Source organism: Nostocoides veronense, from assembly GCF_039531185.1.
Taxonomy (GTDB): Bacteria; Actinomycetota; Actinomycetes; order Actinomycetales; family Dermatophilaceae; genus Nostocoides_A; species Nostocoides_A veronense.
In genome coordinates this window covers 24,958-45,528 of the sequence record NZ_BAAAPO010000056.1, presented here as the reverse complement: position 1 = coordinate 45,528, position 20,571 = coordinate 24,958, and the positions used below count along the sequence as shown (strand labels likewise).

Annotated in this window: 17 protein-coding genes; 10 read left to right on the top strand and 7 right to left on the bottom strand. The window is 66.4% G+C overall.

The genetic code is table 11. The annotated features are described in order from the left end of the window. Positions 1–55 precede the first annotated feature (55 nt). Positions 56–1,390, top strand: coding sequence for a pectinesterase family protein (locus ABD225_RS17235; protein ID WP_486348478.1), 1,335 nt, complete (start codon positions 56–58; stop codon positions 1,388–1,390). An 18-nt stretch (positions 1,391–1,408) separates the two neighbouring features. Here the strand turns inward: ABD225_RS17235 and ABD225_RS17230 are convergent, their stop codons facing one another. Both ABD225_RS17230 and uvrA read right to left on the bottom strand, forming a co-directional pair. After that, positions 1,409–2,077, bottom strand: coding sequence for an MBL fold metallo-hydrolase (locus ABD225_RS17230; RefSeq protein WP_344088462.1), 669 nt, complete (start codon positions 2,075–2,077; stop codon positions 1,409–1,411). A 12-nt stretch (positions 2,078–2,089) separates the two neighbouring features. After that, positions 2,090–5,206: an excinuclease ABC subunit UvrA gene (uvrA, locus tag ABD225_RS17225; protein ID WP_425564485.1), complete on the bottom strand. Its 3,117-nt coding sequence runs from the start codon at positions 5,204–5,206 to the stop codon at positions 2,090–2,092. Positions 5,207–5,307: 101 nt separating this feature from the next. On the opposite strand from uvrA, the gene trhA reads away from it, so the two are divergent. Continuing rightward, complete coding sequence (gene trhA / locus ABD225_RS17220) at positions 5,308–6,015, top strand: PAQR family membrane homeostasis protein TrhA (protein WP_344088456.1); 708 nt, start codon at positions 5,308–5,310, stop codon at positions 6,013–6,015. A gap of 123 nt (positions 6,016–6,138) precedes the next feature. Here the strand turns inward: trhA and ABD225_RS17215 are convergent, their stop codons facing one another. From ABD225_RS17215 to ABD225_RS17195, 5 genes are all read right to left on the bottom strand, one after another. After that, complete coding sequence (locus tag ABD225_RS17215) at positions 6,139–6,843, bottom strand: ABC transporter ATP-binding protein (RefSeq protein WP_425564488.1); 705 nt, start codon at positions 6,841–6,843, stop codon at positions 6,139–6,141. Between the two features lie 5 nt (positions 6,844–6,848). After that, complete coding sequence (locus ABD225_RS17210; protein WP_344088450.1) at positions 6,849–7,685, bottom strand: ABC transporter ATP-binding protein; 837 nt, start codon at positions 7,683–7,685, stop codon at positions 6,849–6,851. Next, positions 7,682–9,394 carry an ABC transporter permease subunit gene (locus tag ABD225_RS17205; protein ID WP_344088447.1) on the bottom strand — a complete coding sequence of 571 codons (1,713 nt, stop codon included), beginning with the start codon at positions 9,392–9,394 and terminating at the stop codon, positions 7,682–7,684. The genes ABD225_RS17210 and ABD225_RS17205 overlap by 4 nt, the downstream gene beginning before the upstream one ends. After that, positions 9,391–10,359, bottom strand: a complete 969-nt coding sequence (locus ABD225_RS17200; RefSeq protein ID WP_344088444.1) for a branched-chain amino acid ABC transporter permease — start codon at positions 10,357–10,359, stop codon at positions 9,391–9,393. Before ABD225_RS17200 ends, ABD225_RS17205 begins: the two co-directional genes overlap by 4 nt. A 161-nt stretch (positions 10,360–10,520) precedes the next feature. Next, positions 10,521–11,744, bottom strand: a complete 1,224-nt coding sequence (locus ABD225_RS17195; protein ID WP_344088441.1) for a branched-chain amino acid ABC transporter substrate-binding protein — start codon at positions 11,742–11,744, stop codon at positions 10,521–10,523. Positions 11,745–11,904: 160 nt separating this feature from the next. Between ABD225_RS17195 and ABD225_RS17190 the strand changes: the two genes are divergently transcribed. The 8 genes from ABD225_RS17190 to tpiA all read left to right on the top strand — a co-directional run bounded on the left by ABD225_RS17190 (position 11,905) and on the right by tpiA (position 20,462). Further along, positions 11,905–12,396, top strand: coding sequence for a Rieske (2Fe-2S) protein (locus ABD225_RS17190; RefSeq protein ID WP_344088438.1), 492 nt, complete (start codon positions 11,905–11,907; stop codon positions 12,394–12,396). Between the two features lie 42 nt (positions 12,397–12,438). Beyond that, a complete protein-coding gene (gene uvrC / locus ABD225_RS17185; protein ID WP_344088435.1) occupies positions 12,439–14,355 on the top strand; it encodes an excinuclease ABC subunit UvrC in 1,917 nt (638 codons plus the stop codon). 135 nt (positions 14,356–14,490) lie between these two features. Further along, positions 14,491–15,327 (top strand): RNase adapter RapZ, encoded by an 837-nt coding sequence (rapZ, locus tag ABD225_RS17180; protein ID WP_425564487.1) that lies wholly within the window; start codon positions 14,491–14,493, stop codon positions 15,325–15,327. After that, positions 15,324–16,262, top strand: a complete 939-nt coding sequence (locus ABD225_RS17175) for a gluconeogenesis factor YvcK family protein (protein WP_344088432.1) — start codon at positions 15,324–15,326, stop codon at positions 16,260–16,262. Before rapZ ends, ABD225_RS17175 begins: the two co-directional genes overlap by 4 nt. A 58-nt stretch (positions 16,263–16,320) precedes the next feature. Further along, a complete protein-coding gene (whiA, locus tag ABD225_RS17170; RefSeq protein WP_344088429.1) occupies positions 16,321–17,301 on the top strand; it encodes a DNA-binding protein WhiA in 981 nt (326 codons plus the stop codon). Positions 17,302–17,454: 153 nt separating this feature from the next. Continuing rightward, positions 17,455–18,459, top strand: coding sequence for a type I glyceraldehyde-3-phosphate dehydrogenase (gap, locus tag ABD225_RS17165; RefSeq protein WP_344088426.1), 1,005 nt, complete (start codon positions 17,455–17,457; stop codon positions 18,457–18,459). Between the two features lie 6 nt (positions 18,460–18,465). Then, positions 18,466–19,671, top strand: a complete 1,206-nt coding sequence (locus ABD225_RS17160) for a phosphoglycerate kinase (protein WP_344088423.1) — start codon at positions 18,466–18,468, stop codon at positions 19,669–19,671. Then, complete coding sequence (gene tpiA / locus ABD225_RS17155) at positions 19,665–20,462, top strand: triose-phosphate isomerase (protein ID WP_344088477.1); 798 nt, start codon at positions 19,665–19,667, stop codon at positions 20,460–20,462. Before ABD225_RS17160 ends, tpiA begins: the two co-directional genes overlap by 7 nt. Positions 20,463–20,571 lie beyond the last annotated feature (109 nt).

Sequence of the window (20,571 nt, the reverse complement as noted above, 5' to 3'; positions counted from 1 at the left end):
TCGCCGCCCGCTACCGCGCCTGGCTCACCGCCGCATGAACAGACCTTGACACGGAATAGGAGCATCAGGCCAGGAGCCGCCCGCGGACATCACGGCACCCGCGGCGCCGACGGGGCTGGGCGCCACGCCCGGGGACAGCACGGTCACCCTCGCCTGGGACGCCGTGACCGAGCCGGATCTCGCCGGGTATCACGTCTATCGGGACACCGGGACCATCGGCGAGGTCGAGTTGACGATGGCGAACCGGCTGACCGATGCGCTGGTCACCGAGACGGGATTCGTCGACAGGACGGCCGCCAATGGCACAACCTACCGCTATGTGGTGACCGCCTCGGATCGCACCGGCAACGAATCGCCCGCCTCGACGATCGTCACCGCAGCGCCGACGGGCGTGCCCCTGCCGCCACACGACATTCTCGTGGCCGCGGACGGCACCGGCCAGTTCACGAGCGTCCAGGCGGCCCTGGCGGCCGCGCCCGCCGGCACCGCCGGTGACCCGACCGTCATCGCGATCAAGCCGGGGTTCTACCGGGAGCTGATCACGGTCAACCGCAACTACATCACGCTGATCGGGACCAGCGGCACGGCATCGGAGATCGTGCTCAGCTATGACAACGCTGCCGGGACGCCGAATCCGGACGGCACCGGGCCCTATGGCACCGGGCGGAGCCAGAGCGTGCTCATCTCGGGATCGAATGTGACGGTGCGGGATCTGACGATCGAGAACGCCTTCGACGAGGCGGCGCACGATTACTCCTCAGAGCAGGCGGTCGCGCTGAAGACGACCGGTGACCGGCTGGTCTTCGACAATGTGCGGCTGCTGGGCAACCAGGACACGCTGCTGGCCGACTCGCCGAGTCCTGGTCGGGTGGCGCGGGCCTACTACGTCGACTGCTATGTCGAGGGCGATGTCGATTTCATCTTCGGTCGCGGCACCGCCGTCTTCGACGCCTCCCAGATCCATGCGCTGTCCCGCGGGTCGAGTTCGAACAACGGCTATATCACCGCGGCCAGCACCGCCGACACCAATCCACACGGCTTCCTCATCGTCGACAGCACCATCACCAGCAATGCCCCGGCCGGCACCTTCTCCCTCGGCCGTCCATGGCGCGGCTGGAGCGACGGCTACACTGAGGGCGGCGTGGTCCACAACAGTCGTGGCCAGGTGACCATCCGGGACACCGCGCTCCCCGACGCGATCCGGGTCGCGCAGCCGTGGGCCGATATGGCACCGAATGTGTGGACCGACGGCCGCTTCTTCGAATATCGGAACACCGGCCCCGGTGCCACGATCAACGACAACCGTCCACAGCTGTCGCCGGAGCAGGCACTCGAGGCGACCCCCGCAGGCTACCTCGCCGGCACCGACGGCTGGAACCCGGCCGGCTGACGCGACCCTGGCTCACCTTCACCAGCCGCGCTCGAGCCACTCCTGAAGGTGCGGGCGTTCGGCGCCGAGGGTGGTGTCGGCGCCGTGGCCGGGGTAGACGATCGTCCGGTCGTCATAGACGTCGAAGATTCGCTCGGTGACATCGGCATAGAGCGAGTCGAAGTTTTGGCCCGGCAGCTTGGTGTTGCCGACACCGCCCGGGAAGAGGGCGTCTCCGGTGAAGAGGTGGACCCGGTTGCCGTCGGACGCATCCGTGTAGGCCAGCGCGACCGACCCGGGCGTGTGCCCACGCAAATAGACGACATCCACAGCGATCGACCCGGCCTGAATGCGGTCGCCCTGCTGCAACCGGACCTCCGGCGCCACTGGGAGCGCGTCGGCGTCGTCCTCACCGGCATACGTCCGCGCACCCGTCACGGCGGCAACCTCGGCCAGTGCCCGCACGTGATCCCAGTGCTGGTGCGTCGTGATCAACGCATCGAGTCCCTTCCCGCCCTCGGCAATGAACTCGAGGACCCGCGGCGCATCGTCGGCTGCGTCGATCAACACCTGCGATCCATCGCGATGCGTCAGCAGATAGACGTTGTTGTGCATCGCCGACACCGACATCTTGCGGATCGTGACCTCACCGGCTTCGCGAGCCTGGCTCGGCCCGCCCGGGGTGACAACGCCGTCATAGGTGCTCATCGGACCTCGCTTTCATCCGGCTTTACGGGCCCGGCGGGCGGCGGCTGCAGCCGCCTTCGACACCTCAGCCTTCGCCGGGACGGTGGTCTTGGGTGCCGCGGCAGCCTTGGCCGTGCGCGGCTTGGGTGCGGCGACCTTGGGTGCCGTCGTCTTCGCCGGCGCGGCAGTCCTGGTCGCGCTGGGCCGCCCGGTTGGCCGATCTGGCGTGCGGGCAGCCCGTTCTAGAACCGGCGCCAAGAATCGGCCGGTGTGTGAATCTGGTTGCGCCGCAACCTGTTCGGGCGTGCCCTCCGCGATCACCAAGCCGCCGCCGGAGCCGCCTTCGGGGCCCATGTCGATGATCCAGTCGGCATTCTTGATGACGTCGAGATTGTGCTCGATGACGATGACGGTATTGCCCTTGTCGACCAACCCCTGCAGGACGATCAGCAGCTTGCGGATGTCCTCGAAATGCAGACCCGTGGTCGGCTCGTCCAGGACGTAGATCGTCCGGCCGGTGGAGCGCTTCTGCAGCTCCGACGCGAGCTTCACCCGCTGCGCCTCGCCACCCGAGAGCGTCGTCGCGGGCTGGCCCAGGCGGACATACCCCAGCCCCACCGCATTAAGGGTCGTCATATGCCGCGCGATCGCCGGCACCGCGGCGAAGAACTCCTCCGCCTCCTCGATCGGCATATTGAGCACATCAGCGATCGTCTTGCCCTTGAAATGCACTTCCAGTGTCTCGCGGTTATAACGCGCCCCATGGCAGACCTCACACGGGACATAGACATCCGGCAGGAAGTTCATCTCGATCTTGATCGTGCCGTCACCAGAACATGCCTCGCAGCGTCCACCCTTGACGTTGAAGGAGAACCGGCCTTGCTGATAGCCGCGGATCTTGGCCTCAGTGGTGGTGGCGAACAGCTTGCGGATGTGGTCGAACACCCCCGTATAGGTCGCCGGATTGCTCCGGGGAGTGCGCCCGATCGGGCTCTGGTCGACGTGGACGACCTTGTCGAGATGCTCCAGACCGGTGACCGACTTGTGCCGCCCCGGCACGTGCCTGGCTCCGTTGAGCTTGTTGGCCAGCACGTTGTAGAGGATGTCGTTAACCAGCGTCGACTTGCCCGAGCCCGAGACACCAGTCACCGCCACGAACGTCCCCAGTGGGAACGACACCGTGACGTCATCGAGGTTGTGCTCCTTGGCTCCCACGACCTTGACCATGCGCTTCTTGTCGATCGGCCGCCGCACCGCGGGGGAGGGGATCTCCAACCGCCCGGATAGATACTTGCCGGTCAGCGATTCCTTGTGTTCGAGAAGACCCTTCACCGGCCCGCAATGCACCACGCGACCCCCGTGCTCACCGGCCCCGGGGCCGATGTCGACCACCCAGTCGGCCGTGGCGATGGTGTCCTCGTCGTGCTCGACCACGATCAGGGTGTTGCCGAGATCCCGCAGCCGCACCAAGGTCTCGATCAGCCGGTGGTTGTCGCGTTGGTGCAGACCGATCGACGGCTCGTCTAAGACATAGAGCACCCCGACCAGACCGGACCCGATCTGGGTCGCGAGCCGGATGCGCTGCGCCTCGCCGCCGGAGAGGGTGCCGGCCGGCCGGTCGAGGGACAGGTACTCCAAACCGACGTCGAGCAAGAAGCCGAGACGCGCGTCGATCTCCTTGATCACCCGCTCGGCGATCGCCCGTTCGCGCGGAGTGAAATCGACTGTCCCGAGGAAGCCCGCCGCTTGCTTGATCGAGAGCGTGGAGATGTCGGCGATCGAATGCCCGCCGATCAGCACGGCAAGTGATTCCGGCTTCAGGCGCGTCCCGCGGCAGGCGGGGCACGGCACCTCGCGCATGTACCCCTCATACCGCTCCCGGCTCCACTCCGAGTCGGTCTCGGCGTGCCGGCGCTTCACAAAGGGCACCGCGCCCTCGAAGCCGGTGCTGTATGACCGCTCGCGGCCATAGCGGTTGCGGTAGCGGACGTGGACCTTGTGGTTTTTGCCGTGCAGCACCGCCTGCTTGGCGCGCTCTGGCAGCGCCTTCCACGGCAGGTCCATTGAGAAGCTGAGGTCTTCGGCGAGGGCGGTCAAGACGCGCTGGAAATACTCGGCCGACCCGCTGCCCTGCCCCCACGGCGCGATGGCGCCCTCGGCGAGCGAAAGGTCTTCGTCCGGCACGATGAGCTCGGGATCGACTTCCAATTCGACACCGATACCGGTGCACGTCGGGCAGGCGCCGAACGGGCTGTTGAATGAAAACGACCGTGGCTCAACCTCATCCATCGACAGCGGGTGGTCGTTGGGGCAGGCCATCCGCTCGGAGAAGCGTCGCTCGCGCGCCGGATCGTCGGCCGGCAGGTCGACGAACTCCACGACCAGCAAGCCCCCGGCCAAGCCCAGTGCGGTCTCGACCGAGTCGGTCAGGCGTCGCTTCGCTGAGCGCCCGGCCTCGCTGTCCCCGCTCTTGGCCACGAGGCGGTCGATGACAACATCGATCGTGTGCTTGATCTGCTTCTCGAGCTTCGGTGGGTCGGTCAGGTTGATGACCACCCCGTCGACGCGGGCGCGGGCATAGCCCTTGCTCTGCAGTTCACCGAAGAGATCGACATACTCACCCTTGCGGGCGCGCACCACCGGCGCGAGCACCTGGAACCGGGTGCCCTCCGGCAACTCCAGCAGCCGGTCGACGATTTGCTGCGGCGACTGCTTGGTGATCGGCTCCATACACGCCGGGCAGTGCGGCCGGCCGGCGCGGGCGAAGAGCAGGCGTAGGTAGTCATAGACCTCGGTGATCGTGCCCACCGTGGACCGCGGGTTGCGGTTCGTCGACTTCTGATCGATCGAGACGGCGGGGGAGAGGCCCTCGATGAAGTCGACATCGGGCTTGTCCATTTGCCCGAGGAACTGCCGAGCGTAGGCCGAGAGCGACTCGACATACCGCCGCTGACCCTCGGCGAAAATCGTGTCGAAGGCCAGCGAGGATTTGCCGGATCCGGACAGCCCGGTGAACACCACGAGGCTGTCGCGAGGCAGCTCGACCGAGACATCGCGCAGGTTGTGCTCGCGCGCTCCGCGCACGATCAGGTGGTCGTGCAGGCGGCTCCCCGAGCCGCGATTCGTGGTCCTTCTCGTCACGCCCGCCATCGTATGCGGACCGACCGACAGCCCCCTGTCTCACGTTCTCGGACGCCCGGTAAGAATGTGACTTTCAAGTAACCTACGGTGGCGTAGGTTATGGTGCACGTATGGGCGCCCGCGAACCCCTGACCGAAACGCTCGCCGAGTCGGCGGCGGCCCTAGTGCAGCAACTCAAGCCCCGATTGCGTGGCTGGTTGCACCTGGTGGCCTTCCCGTTGACCGTGATCGCGGGCATCGTGCTCGTCGCCTTGGCACCTGCGGGACGCGGCCGCATCGCGTGCGCCATCTTCGCCGCAACGGCGGCCATTCTCTTTGGCACCAGCGCGCTCTATCACCGCGGCCATTGGTCGCCCTCGCGTGAGCGGCTGCTCAAGCGCATCGACCACTCCAATATCTTCCTGATCATCGCCGGCAGCTACACCCCCTTCGCGGTGCTCCTGCTGCCACACGAGCAGGCCAAGGTGCTGCTGGCCATCGTGTGGTCGGGGGCTCTGCTTGGGGTGGCTTTCCGAGTTTTCTGGGTCGGCGCACCGCGCTGGCTCTACACCCCCGCATATATCGCCCTTGGCTGGACCGCGGTCTTCTACCTACCGGATTTCGCGGTGCGTGGCGGGGCCGCGGTGCTGACCCTGGTGATCGTCGGGGGAGTGCTCTACACCCTCGGCGGCATCGTCTACGGCATCAAGCGTCCCAACCCGCTACCCCGTTGGTTCGGCTTCCACGAGGTCTTTCACGCGTTGACGGTCGCGGCCTTCACCGTGCACCTTATCGGGGTCTTCCTCGCCGCCTACAGCCCGGCGGCCCGCGGCGCCTGAGCGGCCAACTCAGCACAAGCTAGTCAACTGTGGACAGCTTGCAAGGTGTCCACAGTTGACTAACTGCTGCTAGCAGAGGTTAGGAATCCCCGCCGACCCGGAGGAGGGGAGCCGACAGAGAACTCAGTCCTCGCCGAGGTAGGCCTTGCGGACGTCGTCGGACTTCAGCAACTCGCGGCCGGTGCCGGACAGCACGATCTTGCCGACCTCGAGGACATAGCCCTTGTTGGCCAATCGGAGCGCGGCTTGGGCGTTCTGCTCGACCAGCAGGATCGTCGTGCCCTGCTCCTGGAGCGTCTTGATCGTCGTCATGATGCGCTTCATCATCAGCGGCGACAGACCCATCGACGGCTCGTCGAGCATGAGCAGAGTGGGGCGGCTCATCATGGCGCGGCCCATGGCCAGCATCTGCTGCTCGCCACCGGAGAAGGTGCCGGCCGGCTGCTTGGAGCGCTCCGCGAGGATCGGGAAGAGGTCGTATGCCGCCTGCAGGTCCTTGCCGATATCGCCGTCACTGCGGGTGAACGCGCCGAGGAGGAGGTTCTCCTCGACCGTCATCGCCGGGAAGATGCGGCGGCCCTCGGGCGAGTGCGCTAGCCCCAAGGTGACGATCTCGTGAGCCGGTGTGGTGTGAATCGGCTTGCCCTTGAAGGTGATCGACCCATTGGTCGGGCGCAACAGCCCGGAGATCGTGCGCAAGGTCGTCGTCTTGCCGGCGCCATTGGTGCCGATAAGCGAGACGACCTCGCCTTCGCCAACGGTGAAGGAGATGCCCTTGACCGCCTTGATCTTGCCGTAGCTCACCTCGAGGTCTTTGACCTCCAGCATTTCGCTCATGCGTCGTCCTCGTCGTCTTCCAGCTCGCTGCCGCCGATATATGCCTCGATGACCCGCGGGTCAGACTGCACTTCGCCCGGTGTGCCCCAGATCAGGGCCTCACCGCGAACCAGACAGAGCACGCGATCGCACAACTGGAAGATGAAGCGCATGTCGTGCTCGATGACGACGACCGCCAGCCCCATGTCTCGGATCTTGAAGATCAGGTCCATGGCCTGCTGGGTCTCTTGCGGGTTCATCCCAGCCGTTGGCTCATCCAGGAGGATGAGCTTCGGGTCGGTCGCCAGCGCGCGGGCGATCTCCAGGCGCCGCTGGTCGCCATACGGCATATTGCGGGCCAGCAGTTCGGCGGACTTGCCGAGGCCCACGAACTCCAGGAGCTCGGTGGCCCGCGCCGTGGATTCAGCCTCTTCACGGCGGAACTTCGGGCCATGCAGGACCGAGGTGATCGCCCCGGAGGTGGTCCGGCAGTAGCGCCCGACCATCACATTTTCCCGGGCCGTCATATTGCCGAACAGGCGGATGTTCTGGAATGTCCGGGCCATGCCGGCCTTGACGACCGCCCGCGGCTTGGGCGGGAGCACCTCGCCGTAGAACTTCACCGTGCCGGAGGTCGGCTTGTACATCCCGGTGAGACAGTTGAAGAAGGTCGTCTTGCCGGCACCATTGGGGCCGATCAGACCGACAATCTCGCCCTCGTGGACGTCGAAGTCGACGTTATTGACCGCGACGAGACCGCCGAAGCGCATGACGACCTTTTCGGCCTCCAGCACCTTGGCTCCTCGCTGCGGCCGAGCCCGGCCGTCCTGCACTTCGGTATCGATGACGGTCATCGGGCTGCCTCCGCACTCGCGTCGATCAGATGATCTTGTTGGACTTCTGAGGCCAACTCCTCATCGTCCTCATGGAACTCCAACTGCCGCCGCTTGCTGGCGATCAGACCCTCGGGACGCACGCGCATCATGACGACGAGCAGCAGGCCGAAGAGCAGCAGGCGGTACTCACTGAAGAAGCGCAGCTTCTCCGGGAGCAACTTCAGGATCGTGGCGCCGACGAGAACACCGGCGACGGTCCCCATACCACCGAGCACGACGGCCGAGAGGAGGAAGGCGGACTCCAGGAAGATGTACTGGTCCGGTGAGACGGCCGTGTCCTGATGCGCCTTGATGGTGCCAGCCAAACCGGCGAGGAAGGCGCCGACGGCGAAGCCGAGCAGCTTCAGACCGAAGGTGTTGACACCCATCGCTTCGGCGGCCCGCTCGTCCTCGCGGATGGCGACCCAGCCGCGGCCGATCCGGCTGTTGTTGAGCCGGGTGAAGACCAAGATGATGAAGCCGATGAGCAGCAGCAACACGAAGTAATAGTTGCTGAAGCGGCCCAGAGTGAAGCCGGCGATCGTGTGCGGCTTGCCGAAGTCGAACCCGAAGAGGTTCAGGTCGGGGATGCCGGGGATGCCATTGGGGCCATTGGTCAGGTCCGGGCCGTTGTTGCCGTCCAGGTTGAACATCGAGAGCCGGAAGATCTCACCGAAGGCCAGAGTCACGATGGCGAGGTAGTCGCCGGAGACTCGCAGGGTCGGGGACCCGATGATCAAGCCCAAGGTAGCTGCGACGCAGGCGCCGATGAGCATGACGACCAGGAAGGGCGGCTTCCAGCCGATCGTTGCCGACGCGGCATTCGACATCATCGCCGCGACATAGGCGCCCGAACCCAGGAAGGCGATATAGCCGAGGTCGAGCAAGCCCGCCAGGCCGACGACAATATTCAGGCCGATAGCGGTCGCGGCGAAGATCAGCACCTGGGTGGCGATCGACATATTCGCATCCGACCCGTCCTGGGTGAACGGAAACAGGAACGCGACCGCGAAGGCTGCCAAAGTGAGCACCTTCCGGTGCCGCTGCGAGATGTGGCCGAGCCAGGTGAAGAGGCCGGCCCGCGCAAGAGCCATGGCTGCGACGCCCGCCATGAGCAAGAAGCCGACGAAGACCCACGGGTCATCCTGGCCGAGCACATAGGCGGCACCGAAAAGCACCAGCGCCATGAGGATGACGATGACCACGATCTCCAGGGTGGAGTTGGCCTTGGCCTTCGCGAAGCTGCGCAAGGTGCGCTGCGGAACGAAGCGGGCACCAATCGTCAGGACCAGCGCTCCGACGAGCGCTAGCCAGCCACCGGGATTGATGTTGACCAGTCCACCCGCTTCATACGCGATCGCCGTGAGTGAGTAGACCGCGAACAGCAGGGAACCGGTGCCCAGCGCGCGCAGCGCGAGCGCCGAATCGAACCAGTTCCCGAGGCCCTGAAGGGGGCCCTTGTGGATCAGGGCCAGGAGTATGCCGACCGCGCCGAGAATCATGGCGAACAGCTGCAGCGTGGCCGGCCAGAAAGAGATCGAAATATCGCCGAGGATGCTCGCGTCATAGCTCCACGACAGCAGACCAGAGACAAACAGCAGGACCGAGCCGAGCAGCGCCATGGGCCAGCCCTTGCTCGCGTGCTGCTCGCGCAGCGCATCCGGGATGGTGGGAAGAGTGAGTTTCATGCGCGGTCGACCACCTTCGCACCGAGAAGGCCCTGAGGCCGGAAGACCAGAACGATGATGAGCAAGGCGAAGGCCCAGACGTCCTTCCAGGACGAGCCGCCGAACTGACCGAGCGGATCGGGCAGCATGCCGGTGTACTGGGTGATCATCGCTTCGGCCATGCCCAGCACCAGCCCGCCGACGACGGCGCCCTGGATATTGCCGATGCCACCGAGCACGGCTGCGGTGAAGGCTTTGAGACCGGCGATGAAGCCCATCTTGAAGTTGATATTCGTGATCGCGAGGCCCTGTGCGACACCCGCGATGGCGGCCAGGGCAGCGCCGACAGCGAAGGCCGCGACGATGATCTGGTCGACATTGATGCCCATGAGGCGGGCGGTATCGGGGTCCTGCGAGACGGCCTGCATACCTCGGCCGGTCTTGGTCTTGTTGATGAACCACCACAGGCCGGCGGCGGAGAGCGCCATCATCGCGATAGTGAAGATCGCAGCGCGCTGGATCTGGACCCCGGCCATCGGAGTGAAGGCCGGTCCGGTCACGACATCGATCTGCGGGAAGGGGATCTTCGCCTTGGCCGACGGGAAGTCGGTGCCCGGGATCTTGTCGAAGAAGAGCCGCACGAACTCCTGGAGGAAGACCGAGATACCGATCGCGGTGATAAGCGGTGCAAGCCGTGGAGCGTGGCGCAGCGGCCGGTAGGCCACGCGCTCCATCGCAACGGCCGTCCCCACCGCGGCAATCATCGCGCCGATCACCATAATCGGCAGGATCCACAAGGCGGTCTGGCCTTGGAAGAGCAGGAGGTATGTCGCCAAGGCCCCGAATGCGCCGATCATAAAAACCTCGCCGTGGGCGAAGTTAATCAATTGGACGATGCCGTAGACGACAGTATAGCCGACGGCGATCAACGCATAGAGGGACCCCAGCGTCAGCCCATTGACGAGCTGCTGCAGGAAGATATCCACGGAGGTTGGACTCCTAACTCTCGGGCCCGTGTCGATGCCGACCGGTCCAGCGACGGTGCTGTGGGAGAACGCTAGCGAAAGACAGCGTCGGTGGGGAGCAGGCTCACCTGCGTCCCCACCGACGCCGTCTTAAGGCCGAATCACGTGATCGGCCGGTCCGATCACTTGAATTCGTCGGTCTTCTCGGGCTTCCACGCGCCGTCGGTGACCTTGTACACGGTCAGAATCTTGGTCGTGGTGTCGCCGAACTCGTTGAAGGCAACCTTGCCGGTGACGCCATCGAAGCTGACCTTGCCCAGCTCGGTGACGGTGTTCGGACGGGCGGCCTCGACGCTCGCGGCGTCCTTGAGCGAGACCTTGAGGGCGTTGATGATGGCGTTCGCCGCGTCATACGCGTAGCCACCATAGGCAGCGGAGTCGTCGGAGTAGCCCGCGCCCTTGTACTGCTCGAGGAACTTCTTGCCGGCGTCCGTGCTGTCGGTCGGCGCGCCGACCGAGGTCGCCATGTCTCCATTCGACGTGGCACCCGCGAGCTCAATGTACTTGCCGTCAAAGAGGCCGTCGCCACCCATGAGCGGGACGTTGAGGCCCTGGGCCTTCATCTGCTGCGAGAGCGGGCCACCCTGGGGGTACTCCCCGCCGTAGTAGAGAGCCTTGGGAGCCTTCGGCTTGATGGCGGAGACGACGGCGTCGTACTTGTCCTCGTCCGGGTTGATGGTCTCGGCGGCGACAATCTTGCCGCCGAGCTTCTCGAACTCGGTCGTGAAGGCGGCGACCAGACCCTGGCCGTAGGCCTTCTTGTCGTGGACGGTCGCGACCTCCTTGATGCCGGCGTCGAAGAGGTAGCGCGCGGCGAACGGACCCTGCACGTCATCGGTGGTGCAGGTGCGGAAGTAGGTCGGGAAGGGCCGCTTCGGGTTCGCGGCATCCTCGCCCTTGGTCAGGGAGACACCGGTGTTGGCCGGGGAGACCTGGACGATATTCGCGGACGCGAGGACCGGCTGGACCTGAAGGGCGACCGAGGAGTTCAGGGTGCCGACGACACCGATGACGTCCTTGTCGCCGGCCAGCTTGGTGGCGGCGTTCTTGCCGACATCGGCGGTGGCCTGGTCGTCCTCGGCGGCGAGCTCGAGCTTCCAGCCGGGGATGGCATTCGAGTCGTTGGCCTGCTTGATGGCCAGGTCGACAGAGTTCTTGATGCCGAGGCCGAGGGCGGCCAAGTCACCAGAAAGGGGGGCGATGACGCCGATCTTGGCGACCTTGGCGTCGCTGTTGCCGCCGCCGCTGGTGCTGCTGCTGCTTCCGCCGCGCGAGCCACACGCCGTGAGGGCGAGCGAGGCGACGAGCAAGGTAGCGCCGACAGAGACTACGGAGCGCTGGGGCACGAGGTTTCCTCCATGTAATACGTGCCGACGGCATACCTTCCGTCGGACTCGGCGATTCGCCGGAGCATGCGCACAGTAACCGGTATTGCCACGCGCGCAACACGCCTCGCCGAACCCGTGTCCCTCTCGTTATCCCCCCATCGCCCTCGCATGGCTCAAGATGTGCTTGTTCGTCATCCTTTCGAGCGACATCACGAGAAGCGGAGCTGCCGTGCGCCACGACCTGCCGACAGATCACTCACCGAAGCGCCGCGAGGCCCTGCTGGCCGGTGGGGCCGGCCTAGCGGCGGCCTCCCTGACCGCCTGCGGGTCCGCTGATGGCACCGCCGCGGGGACATCCACCACCGCGGCGAGCGGCGGTTCTGGGGGATCGACGACGCTTGCCAAGTCCGATGTCCCCGAGGGTGGAGGTGTCGTCATCAAGGACGCGAAGGTGGTGGTGACGCAACCGAGCGCGGGGGAGTTCAAAGCCTTTTCCGCCGTATGCACGCACCAAGGCTGCATCGTCTCGGGTGTCACCTCCACCATTGACTGCGCGTGCCATAACAGCAAGTTCGCGCTCGCCGACGGCTCCGTCGTCTCTGGACCCGCCACCTCAGCGCTGGCCGCGAAAACGGTCACCGCGGAAGGCGACAATCTCGCGATCAGTTGATCGCGGGCGGGGTTGTCGGAGCCGCCACCTAAGGTGTTGTGAATGGCAGATCCGTCGACCTATCGCCCGGCCCCGGGCACGATTCCGACCGACCCCGGGGTCTATCGCTTCCGGGATGCCCACGGCCGGGTCATCTATGTCGGCAAGGCCAAATCGCTGCGTCCTCGGCTTTCCAGCTACTTTCAAGATGTCTATGCACTGCACCCACGGACCGCGCGGATGGTGCGCACCGGCGCCTCGGTCGAGTGGACGGTGGTCGCCAATGAGGTCGAGGCGCTGCAACTCGAATACTCCTGGATCAAGGAGTTCGACCCGCGCTTCAATGTCAAATATCGCGACGACAAGTCCTATCCCTATCTCGCGGTGACGCTCGGGGAGAACTTTCCGCGAGCGCAGGTCATGCGCGGGGCCAAGAAGCCTGGAACTCGGTATTTCGGGCCATATGCCCACGCGTGGGCAATCCGCGAGACGCTCGATCAACTGCTGCGGGTTTTCCCGCTGCGCACCTGCAGCAATGGGGTCTTCAAACGCGCCGGCCAGGTGGGGCGGCCGTGCCTGCTCGGCTATATCGACAAATGCTCCGCCCCCTGCGTCGGACGGGTCGACGAGGCTGAGCATCGGGCGATCGCCGAGGACTTCTGCGAGTTCATGGCGGGAGACACCGGCAAGTTTGTTAAGAGGCTCACCGCCCGCATGAAGGCTGCCGCCGCAGATCTTGACTTCGAACAGGCTGCCCGGCTGCGCGATGACATCGACGCGATGACCAAAGCCCTCGAGCGCTCCACCGTGGTCTTCGCCGATGCCACCGACGCCGACGTCTTCGCCATCGCCGAGGACGGACTGGAGATCTCGGTACAGCTATTCCATGTCCGCGGCGGCCGCATCCGCGGCCAGCGCGGCTGGGTCGCCGAGATGGAGGAGCAGGATGTCCCGCACCTGATGGAGACCCTCTTGCTGCAGGTGTATGGCGGGGAGTCACCCGAGGCGATCCCTCGCGAGATCCTGCTGCCGGTCCTGCCCGCCGAGCCGGAGGCGATGGCCGCCCTGCTCGGTGGAGTGCGCGGGGCGAAGGTGGCGATCCGCATACCTCAGCGGGGGGACAAGAAGACGCTGCTGGAGACAGTGCACCGCAATGCGGAGCAGGCACTGGCGCGGCACAAGGTGGCGCGGGCCGGGGATCTGTCGGCACGCGCCCAGGCCCTGGAAGAGTTGACCCAGGCGCTGGCTCTGGACGAGGCCCCGCTGCGGATCGAGTGCTTCGACGTTTCGCACGTGCAGGGCACCAATGTCGTCGCGTCCATGGTCGTCTTCGAAGATGGGCTGGCGCGCAAGTCCGAGTACCGCCGCTTCCTCATCAAGGGCGATCAGGTGGACGACACGGCCGCGATGCGCGAGGTGTTGCGTCGTCGTTTCGCTCGTTATCTCACCGAGCGCACCGAAACCGAGGACGGACGAGCCAAGAAGTTCGCCTACCCACCGAATCTGCTCGTCGTCGACGGTGGACGCCCGCAGGTCGAGGCGGCGTCATCGGTGCTGCGCGAGCTGGGAATCGTCGATATCGCCTGTGTGGGTCTCGCCAAACGGCTGGAAGAGGTCTGGCTGCCCGGCACCGACTTCCCCGTCATCCTGCCGCGGGGCAGCGAAGGTCTCTACCTCTTGCAGAGGGTGAGGGATGAGGCGCACCGTTTCGCCATCACCTTCCACCGGGAACGCCGCAGCAAGGGGATGACGACGAGCAGCCTCGACGGCATACCCGGGCTCGGCGCGACGCGGCAGGCGGCGCTGCGGCGGCATTTCGGATCCGTGGCCAAGATCAAGGCGGCGAGCGCGGAGGACATCGCCGAGGTGCCCGGTATCGGGCCAGCCCTTGCTGCCACAATCGCCGGCCATCTCGGGGCCAGGTCCGCCGAGGCCGTGCCCGCGGTCAACCTGACGACCGGCGAAGTGGTGGATGGGTGAAAGGCTGGATGCCTGAGGCGGCCAGATAGCAGAATGGGTCGTGTGAGCCCGAACATTGCCGAGCCCGCCGATTCGATCGTCCCGGAGGATGAGGGATCCGGTCCCGCCGATGTGGAGATCATCGTCGTCACCGGGATGAGTGGCGCGGGCCGCTCGACAGTCGGCAATGTCTTGGAGGACATGGGCTGGTATGTCGTCGACAACCTCCCGCCGGCTCTGCTGCTGCCGCTGCTCCACCTCGCGGCCACGACGGCTGCGCGGGGCTTGCGGCCGCCACGCATCGCCGCGATCGCCGATGTCCGTGCCCGCGAGTTTTCCCAGACCCTGTCGGACGCCTTGGCCACCTTGACCGCTGAGGGCTGGCACGCCAATGTCCTGTTCTTGGAGGCCACTGACGAGGCGCTGGTGCGGCGCTTCGAAAGTGTGCGCCGTCCGCATCCGCTCCAGGGCGACGGACGGCTCCTCGACGGGATCCAAGCCGAGCGCGCTCAACTCGCGGACTTGCGCAGTAATGCCAGCGTCATCATCGACACCAGCGGTTTGAACGTCCATCAACTCTCGGCGAAAGTGACCCCCATGTTCGCCGCCGGGGAGCGGCGGGCGCGGCTTGCGGTGGTTTCCTTCGGCTTCAAATATGGCGTCCCCCTCGACGCCGATTTCGTCTTCGATATGCGCTTCCTGCCGAACCCGTTTTGGGTGCCGGAGCTGCGGGCGCTGACCGGCGTGGACGCGCCCGTCGCGGAGTTCGTGCGCGGCCAAGAGGGCGCCGAGCCCTTCGTCGACCAGGTTGTTGCCTTGCTGCAGACCGTGGGAGCAGGCTACGAGCGCGAGGGGCGGCGCTATGCCACGGTTGCGGTCGGCTGCACCGGCGGCAAGCACCGCTCGGTCGCGATTGCCGAAGAGCTCGCTCGGCGGCTGGACGGCGATCTCTTCGCGACCTTCGTCATGCACCGTGATTTGGGGCGTGAATGAGCGGCCCGCATGTTGTCGCGCTTGGCGGCGGCCACGGGCTGGCCGCCTCCCTCTCGGCGCTGCGGCATGTATCGGAGTCGATCACCGCCATCGTCACCGTCGCCGACAATGGCGGCTCGAGCGGACGGTTGCGCGAAGAGTTCGGCGTGCTCCCCCCCGGCGACCTACGGATGGCGCTTTCGGCGCTCTGCGCGGACAGCGATTGGGGCCACCAGTGGCGAGATGTGCTGCAGCATCGCTTCAGCGGTGATGGCCCCCTCGGTGGCCACGCGCTCGGCAACCTCTTGATCGTCGCCCTATGGGATCTCGACCCCGAGCCCGTGCACGGCCTGCAACTGGTCGGCCGGCTGCTAAACGCCTACGGCCGAGTCCTGCCGATGGCCGCCGTGCCCCTGGAGATCGCCGCCTCGGTCTCCCTCGATCCGGAGCAACCCGATCAGCGGACCGTCGTGACCGGTCAGCATCAAGTCGCCCGGACCTCCGGGCTGATCCACTCGGTCGCGCTGCTTCCGGAGGACCCACCCGCTCACCCGGATGCGCTGGCGGCGCTCGGTGAGTGCGACTGGATCGTCCTCGGCCCAGGCTCGTGGTTCACCAGCGTGCTCCCGCATCTCCTCGTGCCCAAGCTTCGGGAGGCCTTGCTGCATAGCCGAGCTCGCCGATTACTCACGCTGAATATGGAGATGCACACCAAGGAGACACGTGGCTTCTCCGCGGTCCGGCATATCGAATCGCTGCGCGAGCACGCGGAGGGACTTCGGCTCGACGTGGTGCTCGCCGACCCCTCGATCGTCGACGACGAGAGCGCCCTGCGTCGGGCCGTCGAAGACCTGGGCGCGAACCTGATGATCCAGCACGTTTCGACGCATCTGGCGCCCGGCATCCACGATCCGTTGCGCCTCGCGGCCGCCTATCGGGACATCTTCGGCGGCTGACGACCCTTGGCCAGCGGCCAGGGCGGCGAACCCCGGATGGGGATGGCACCATAGCCCGATGGCCATGACCGCATCGGTGAAGGACGAGCTGAGTCGGCTCGATATCGCGAAGACCTGCTGCCGCAAGGCGGAGGTTGCCTCGATGCTCCGATTCGCCGGCGGCCTGCACATCATCGGCGGGCGAATCGTTGTTGAGGCCGAACTCGACACCGCGAGCGTCGCCCGCCGCCTGCGCAAGGACATCCACGAGCTCTATGGGCATCGCAGCGAGATCGTCGTCCTAGCGGCCAGTGGATTGCGCCGGGGAAGCAGGTATGTCGTGCGCGTCGTCGAGGGTGGCGAGGTCCTGGCCCGCCAGACCGGCCTGATCGATCCCCGCGGTCGTCCCGTGCGTGGCCTGCCGGCCAAGGTCGTCGGCGGCGCGATGTGTGACGCGGTCGCCGCCTGGCGCGGAGCCTTCCTTGCCCATGGCTCGCTCACGGAACCCGGCCGCTCATCGGCCCTGGAGATCACCTGCCCGGGGCCGGAAGCCGCCCTCGCGCTGGTCGGGGCGGCCCGGCGCCTCGACATACCCGCGAAGGCACGGGATGTGCGCGGAGTGGACCGCGTCGTCATCCGCGATGGCGACGCGATCGGCGCGATGCTCACCCGGATGGGCGCGCATGAGGCGGTGCTGGTCTGGGAGGAGCGCCGGATGCGGCGCGAGGTGCGGGCCACCGCCAACCGGCTCGCGAACTTCGACGACGCCAACCTGCGCCGATCCGCGCGCGCCGCTGTCGCGGCCGGGGCTCGCGTGCAGCGCGCCCTGGAGATTCTCGGCGATGACGTGCCGGACCACCTGCGGGTCGCGGGTGACCTGCGGGTGGCGAACAAGGAGGCCTCCCTCGAAGAACTCGGCGCCCTCGCGAGCCCGCCGATGACCAAGGACGCCGTCGCCGGCCGCATCCGTCGGCTGCTGGCGATGGCGGACAAAAGGGCCGCCGATCTGGGCATTCCGGACACCGAGGCGGCGATCACCCCGGACATGCTCGACACCTGACTCCGCGCCGTCCGCCGGCTGAGACGGCGGGGCCCGAAGTGTCCGATCCGTGGGCGCCGTGTGCTTGATCACACGGGCGCAATAGGCTGGGAAGTGGTTCCGGCGCCGCAGTGTCGCGGCGCCTCCATCCCAATCGGAAGGCAAGGCTTTCGCATGACTGTTCGCGTTGGCATCAACGGCTTCGGCCGCATCGGCCGCAACTTTTTCCGCGCCGTCCTGGCGTCGGGTGCCGACATCGAGATCGTCGCCGTCAACGACTTGACGGACAACAAGACGCTCGCCACGCTCCTGAAGTACGACTCGATCCTGGGCCGCCTCGACGGCGATGTCACCTATGACGAGTCCTCCATCTCCGTCGACGGCAAGTCCTTCAAGGTCTTCGAAGACCGCGACCCCGCCAACCTCGACTGGAAGTCGGTCGGCGCCGACATCGTCATCGAGTCCACCGGCTTCTTCACCGACGCCGAGAAGGCCAAGGCCCACCTCGACGGTGGCGCCAAGAAGGTCATCATCTCCGCGCCCGCCAAGAACGAGGACGCGACCTTCGTCATGGGCGTCAACGACGGCGACTACGACCCGGAGAAGCACAACATCATCTCCAACGCCTCGTGCACCACGAACTGCCTGGCCCCGATGGCCAAGGCGCTCAACGACGGCCTCGGCATCGTGCGCGGCCTGATGACCACCGTGCACGCCTACACCGGCGACCAGAACCTTCTCGATGGACCGCACAAGGACCTGCGCCGCGCCCGCGGTGCCGCCCTGAACATCGTGCCCACCACGACCGGTGCCGCCAAGGCCGTTGCTCTCGTGCTGCCGGAACTGAAGGGCAAGCTCGACGGCTACGCCCTGCGCGTGCCGGTGCCCACGGGCTCCGCCACCGACCTCACCTTCGAGGCCTCCCGCGAGACCACGGTCGAAGAGGTCAACGCGATCGTCAAGGCGGCCGCGGAAGGCCCGCTCAAGGGTTTCCTGAAGTACTCCGAGGACCCGATCGTCTCCTCCGACATCGTCACCGACGCGGCGTCCTGCATCTTCGATGCTCCGCTGACCAAGGTCATCGGCAACCAGGTCAAGGTCGTCGGCTGGTATGACAACGAGTGGGGCTACTCCAACCGCCTCGTTGACCTGGTCAACCTGGTCGGCAAGAGCCTCTGATCCGTCATGGGTGATCTGGCCTCTTTGGGCGACCTGCGCGGCAAGCGCGTCCTCGTCCGGTCCGACCTCAACGTCCCGCTCGACGGCACGACGATCACCGACGACGGTCGGATCCGAGCCTCGATCCCCACGATCTCGGCACTGACCGAGGCGGGCGCACGCGTCATCGTGTGCGCCCACCTCGGGCGGCCCAAGGGCGCCCCGGAGGCGAAATACTCCCTGGCCCCGGTCGCCGCGCGCCTTGGTGAGTTGCTCGGGCAGGACGTCACTTTCGCCGAGGACACCGTCGGCCCGTCCGCTCACACGGCGGTCGACGCGATGTCCGATGGCGATGTCGTCCTCCTCGAGAACCTGCGCTTCAACGCGGGGGAGACGGCCAAGACCGATGAGGAGCGGGCCGAGTTCGCGGGCGCCCTCGCCGGCCTTGCCGACGCCTATGTCTCGGACGGTTTCGGTGTCGTGCACCGCAAGCAGGCTTCGGTCTATGACGTGGCGACCCTCCTACCCTCGGCGATGGGTGGTCTGGTCAAGACCGAAGTCGATGTCCTCAAGCGATTGACCGAGGACCCGCAGCGGCCGTATGTCGTGGTGCTCGGCGGCGCGAAGGTCGCCGACAAGCTCGCGGTCATCGACAACCTGGTCGGCAAGGCCGACCGCCTATTGATCGGCGGCGGCATGCTCTTCACCTTCCTCGCAGCTCAGGGCCACGAGATCGGCAAGAGCCTCTTCGACGCCGAATCGCTGGAGGCCTGCAAGGGCTACCTCGCCCGGGCCCAGGAATCCGGGGTCGAGATCGTGCTGCCCGTCGATGTCATCGTCGGCAAGGACTTCGCCGAGGACACCGAGACCGCCGTCGTCGCGGCGGATGCCATCCCGGCCGACACGATGGGCTTGGACATCGGTCCGGAGTCTGCTGCGCTGTATGCCGGCAAGCTCGCCGACGCCCGCACCGTCTTCTGGAACGGTCCGATGGGTGCCTTCGAGATGGCGCCCTTCGCCGGCGGCACCAAGGCCGTCGCCCAGGCTCTCGTCGACGCCACCGCGGCTGGCGCCCTGACCGTCGTCGGTGGTGGCGACTCCGCCGCCGCCGTGCGCCAACTCGGCTTCGCCGACGAGCAGTTCGGGCACATTTCCACCGGTGGCGGCGCCTCCCTCGAATACCTCGAAGGCAAGGCGCTGCCCGGCATCACCATCCTGGAGTCAAAATCATGAGCCGCACCCCGCTGATGGCGGGCAACTGGAAGATGAACCTCGACCACCTGCAGGGCACCCTGCTGGTGCAGAAGTTGGATTGGACCCTTCGGGACGCCAATCACGACTTCGGCGCAGTTGAGGTGGTGGTCTGCCCGCCGTTCACCGACCTGCGCACCGTCCAGACCCTGATCGATGGCGACAAGCTCGAGCTCAAGCACGGCGCACAGGACCTCTCGGTCCACGACAGCGGCGCCTACACCGGTGAGATCAGCGGCGCCTTCCTCGCCAAACTTGGCTGCACCTATGTGATCGTCGGGCACAGCGAGCGTCGCGAATACCACCACGAGAGTGACGCGGTCGTCGCGGACAAGCTCGCGGCGGCGTACCGCTACGGCTTGACCCCGATTTTCTGCGTCGGCGAGGGCCTGGAGATCCGCAAGGCGGGCACCCACGTCTCGCACGTGCTGGAGCAGATCAAGGCGGGCCTGGCCAAGCTGACCCCCGAGCAGGTGCGATCCATCGTCGTGGCCTATGAGCCCATTTGGGCCATCGGCACGGGCGAGGTCGCCACGCCCGAGGACGCCCAGGAAGTGTGCGCGGCCATACGCACCCAGCTCGCCGAGATGTACTCCGGCGACACGGCGGACGGCATACGCATCCTGTATGGCGGCTCGGTCAAGTCCGGCAATATCGCCTCGATCATGGCCGGCGAGGATGTCGACGGCGCCCTCGTCGGCGGCGCGAGCCTCGACCCGACCGAGTTCGCGGCCATCTGCCGCTACCAGAAGCACCTGACCCCCGACGCCTGACCGGCGCCCGCCCGTCTCGGTGGCCGGGGTGCGCGTGGCGCTGGCTTCCTAACCTCTGCTAGCAGAAGGTAGTCAACTGTGCACAGCTTGCAAGGTGTTGACAGTCGAC

Coding starts and splice junctions, on each gene's coding strand:
- ABD225_RS17230 (WP_344088462.1), bottom strand. CDS start 2,077: ATGAGCACCTATGACGGCGTTGTCACCCCGGGCGGGCCGAGCCAGGCT.
- uvrA (WP_425564485.1), bottom strand. CDS start 5,206: ATGGCGGGCGTGACGAGAAGGACCACGAATCGCGGCTCGGGGAGCCGC.
- trhA (WP_344088456.1), top strand. CDS start 5,308: ATGGGCGCCCGCGAACCCCTGACCGAAACGCTCGCCGAGTCGGCGGCG.
- ABD225_RS17215 (WP_425564488.1), bottom strand. CDS start 6,843: ATGCTGGAGGTCAAAGACCTCGAGGTGAGCTACGGCAAGATCAAGGCG.
- ABD225_RS17210 (WP_344088450.1), bottom strand. CDS start 7,685: ATGACCGTCATCGATACCGAAGTGCAGGACGGCCGGGCTCGGCCGCAG.
- ABD225_RS17205 (WP_344088447.1), bottom strand. CDS start 9,394: ATGAAACTCACTCTTCCCACCATCCCGGATGCGCTGCGCGAGCAGCAC.
- ABD225_RS17190 (WP_344088438.1), top strand. CDS start 11,905: ATGTGCTTGTTCGTCATCCTTTCGAGCGACATCACGAGAAGCGGAGCT.
- uvrC (WP_344088435.1), top strand. CDS start 12,439: ATGGCAGATCCGTCGACCTATCGCCCGGCCCCGGGCACGATTCCGACC.
- rapZ (WP_425564487.1), top strand. CDS start 14,491: ATGAGTGGCGCGGGCCGCTCGACAGTCGGCAATGTCTTGGAGGACATG.
- ABD225_RS17175 (WP_344088432.1), top strand. CDS start 15,324: ATGAGCGGCCCGCATGTTGTCGCGCTTGGCGGCGGCCACGGGCTGGCC.
- whiA (WP_344088429.1), top strand. CDS start 16,321: ATGGCCATGACCGCATCGGTGAAGGACGAGCTGAGTCGGCTCGATATC.
- gap (WP_344088426.1), top strand. CDS start 17,455: ATGACTGTTCGCGTTGGCATCAACGGCTTCGGCCGCATCGGCCGCAAC.
- ABD225_RS17160 (WP_344088423.1), top strand. CDS start 18,466: ATGGGTGATCTGGCCTCTTTGGGCGACCTGCGCGGCAAGCGCGTCCTC.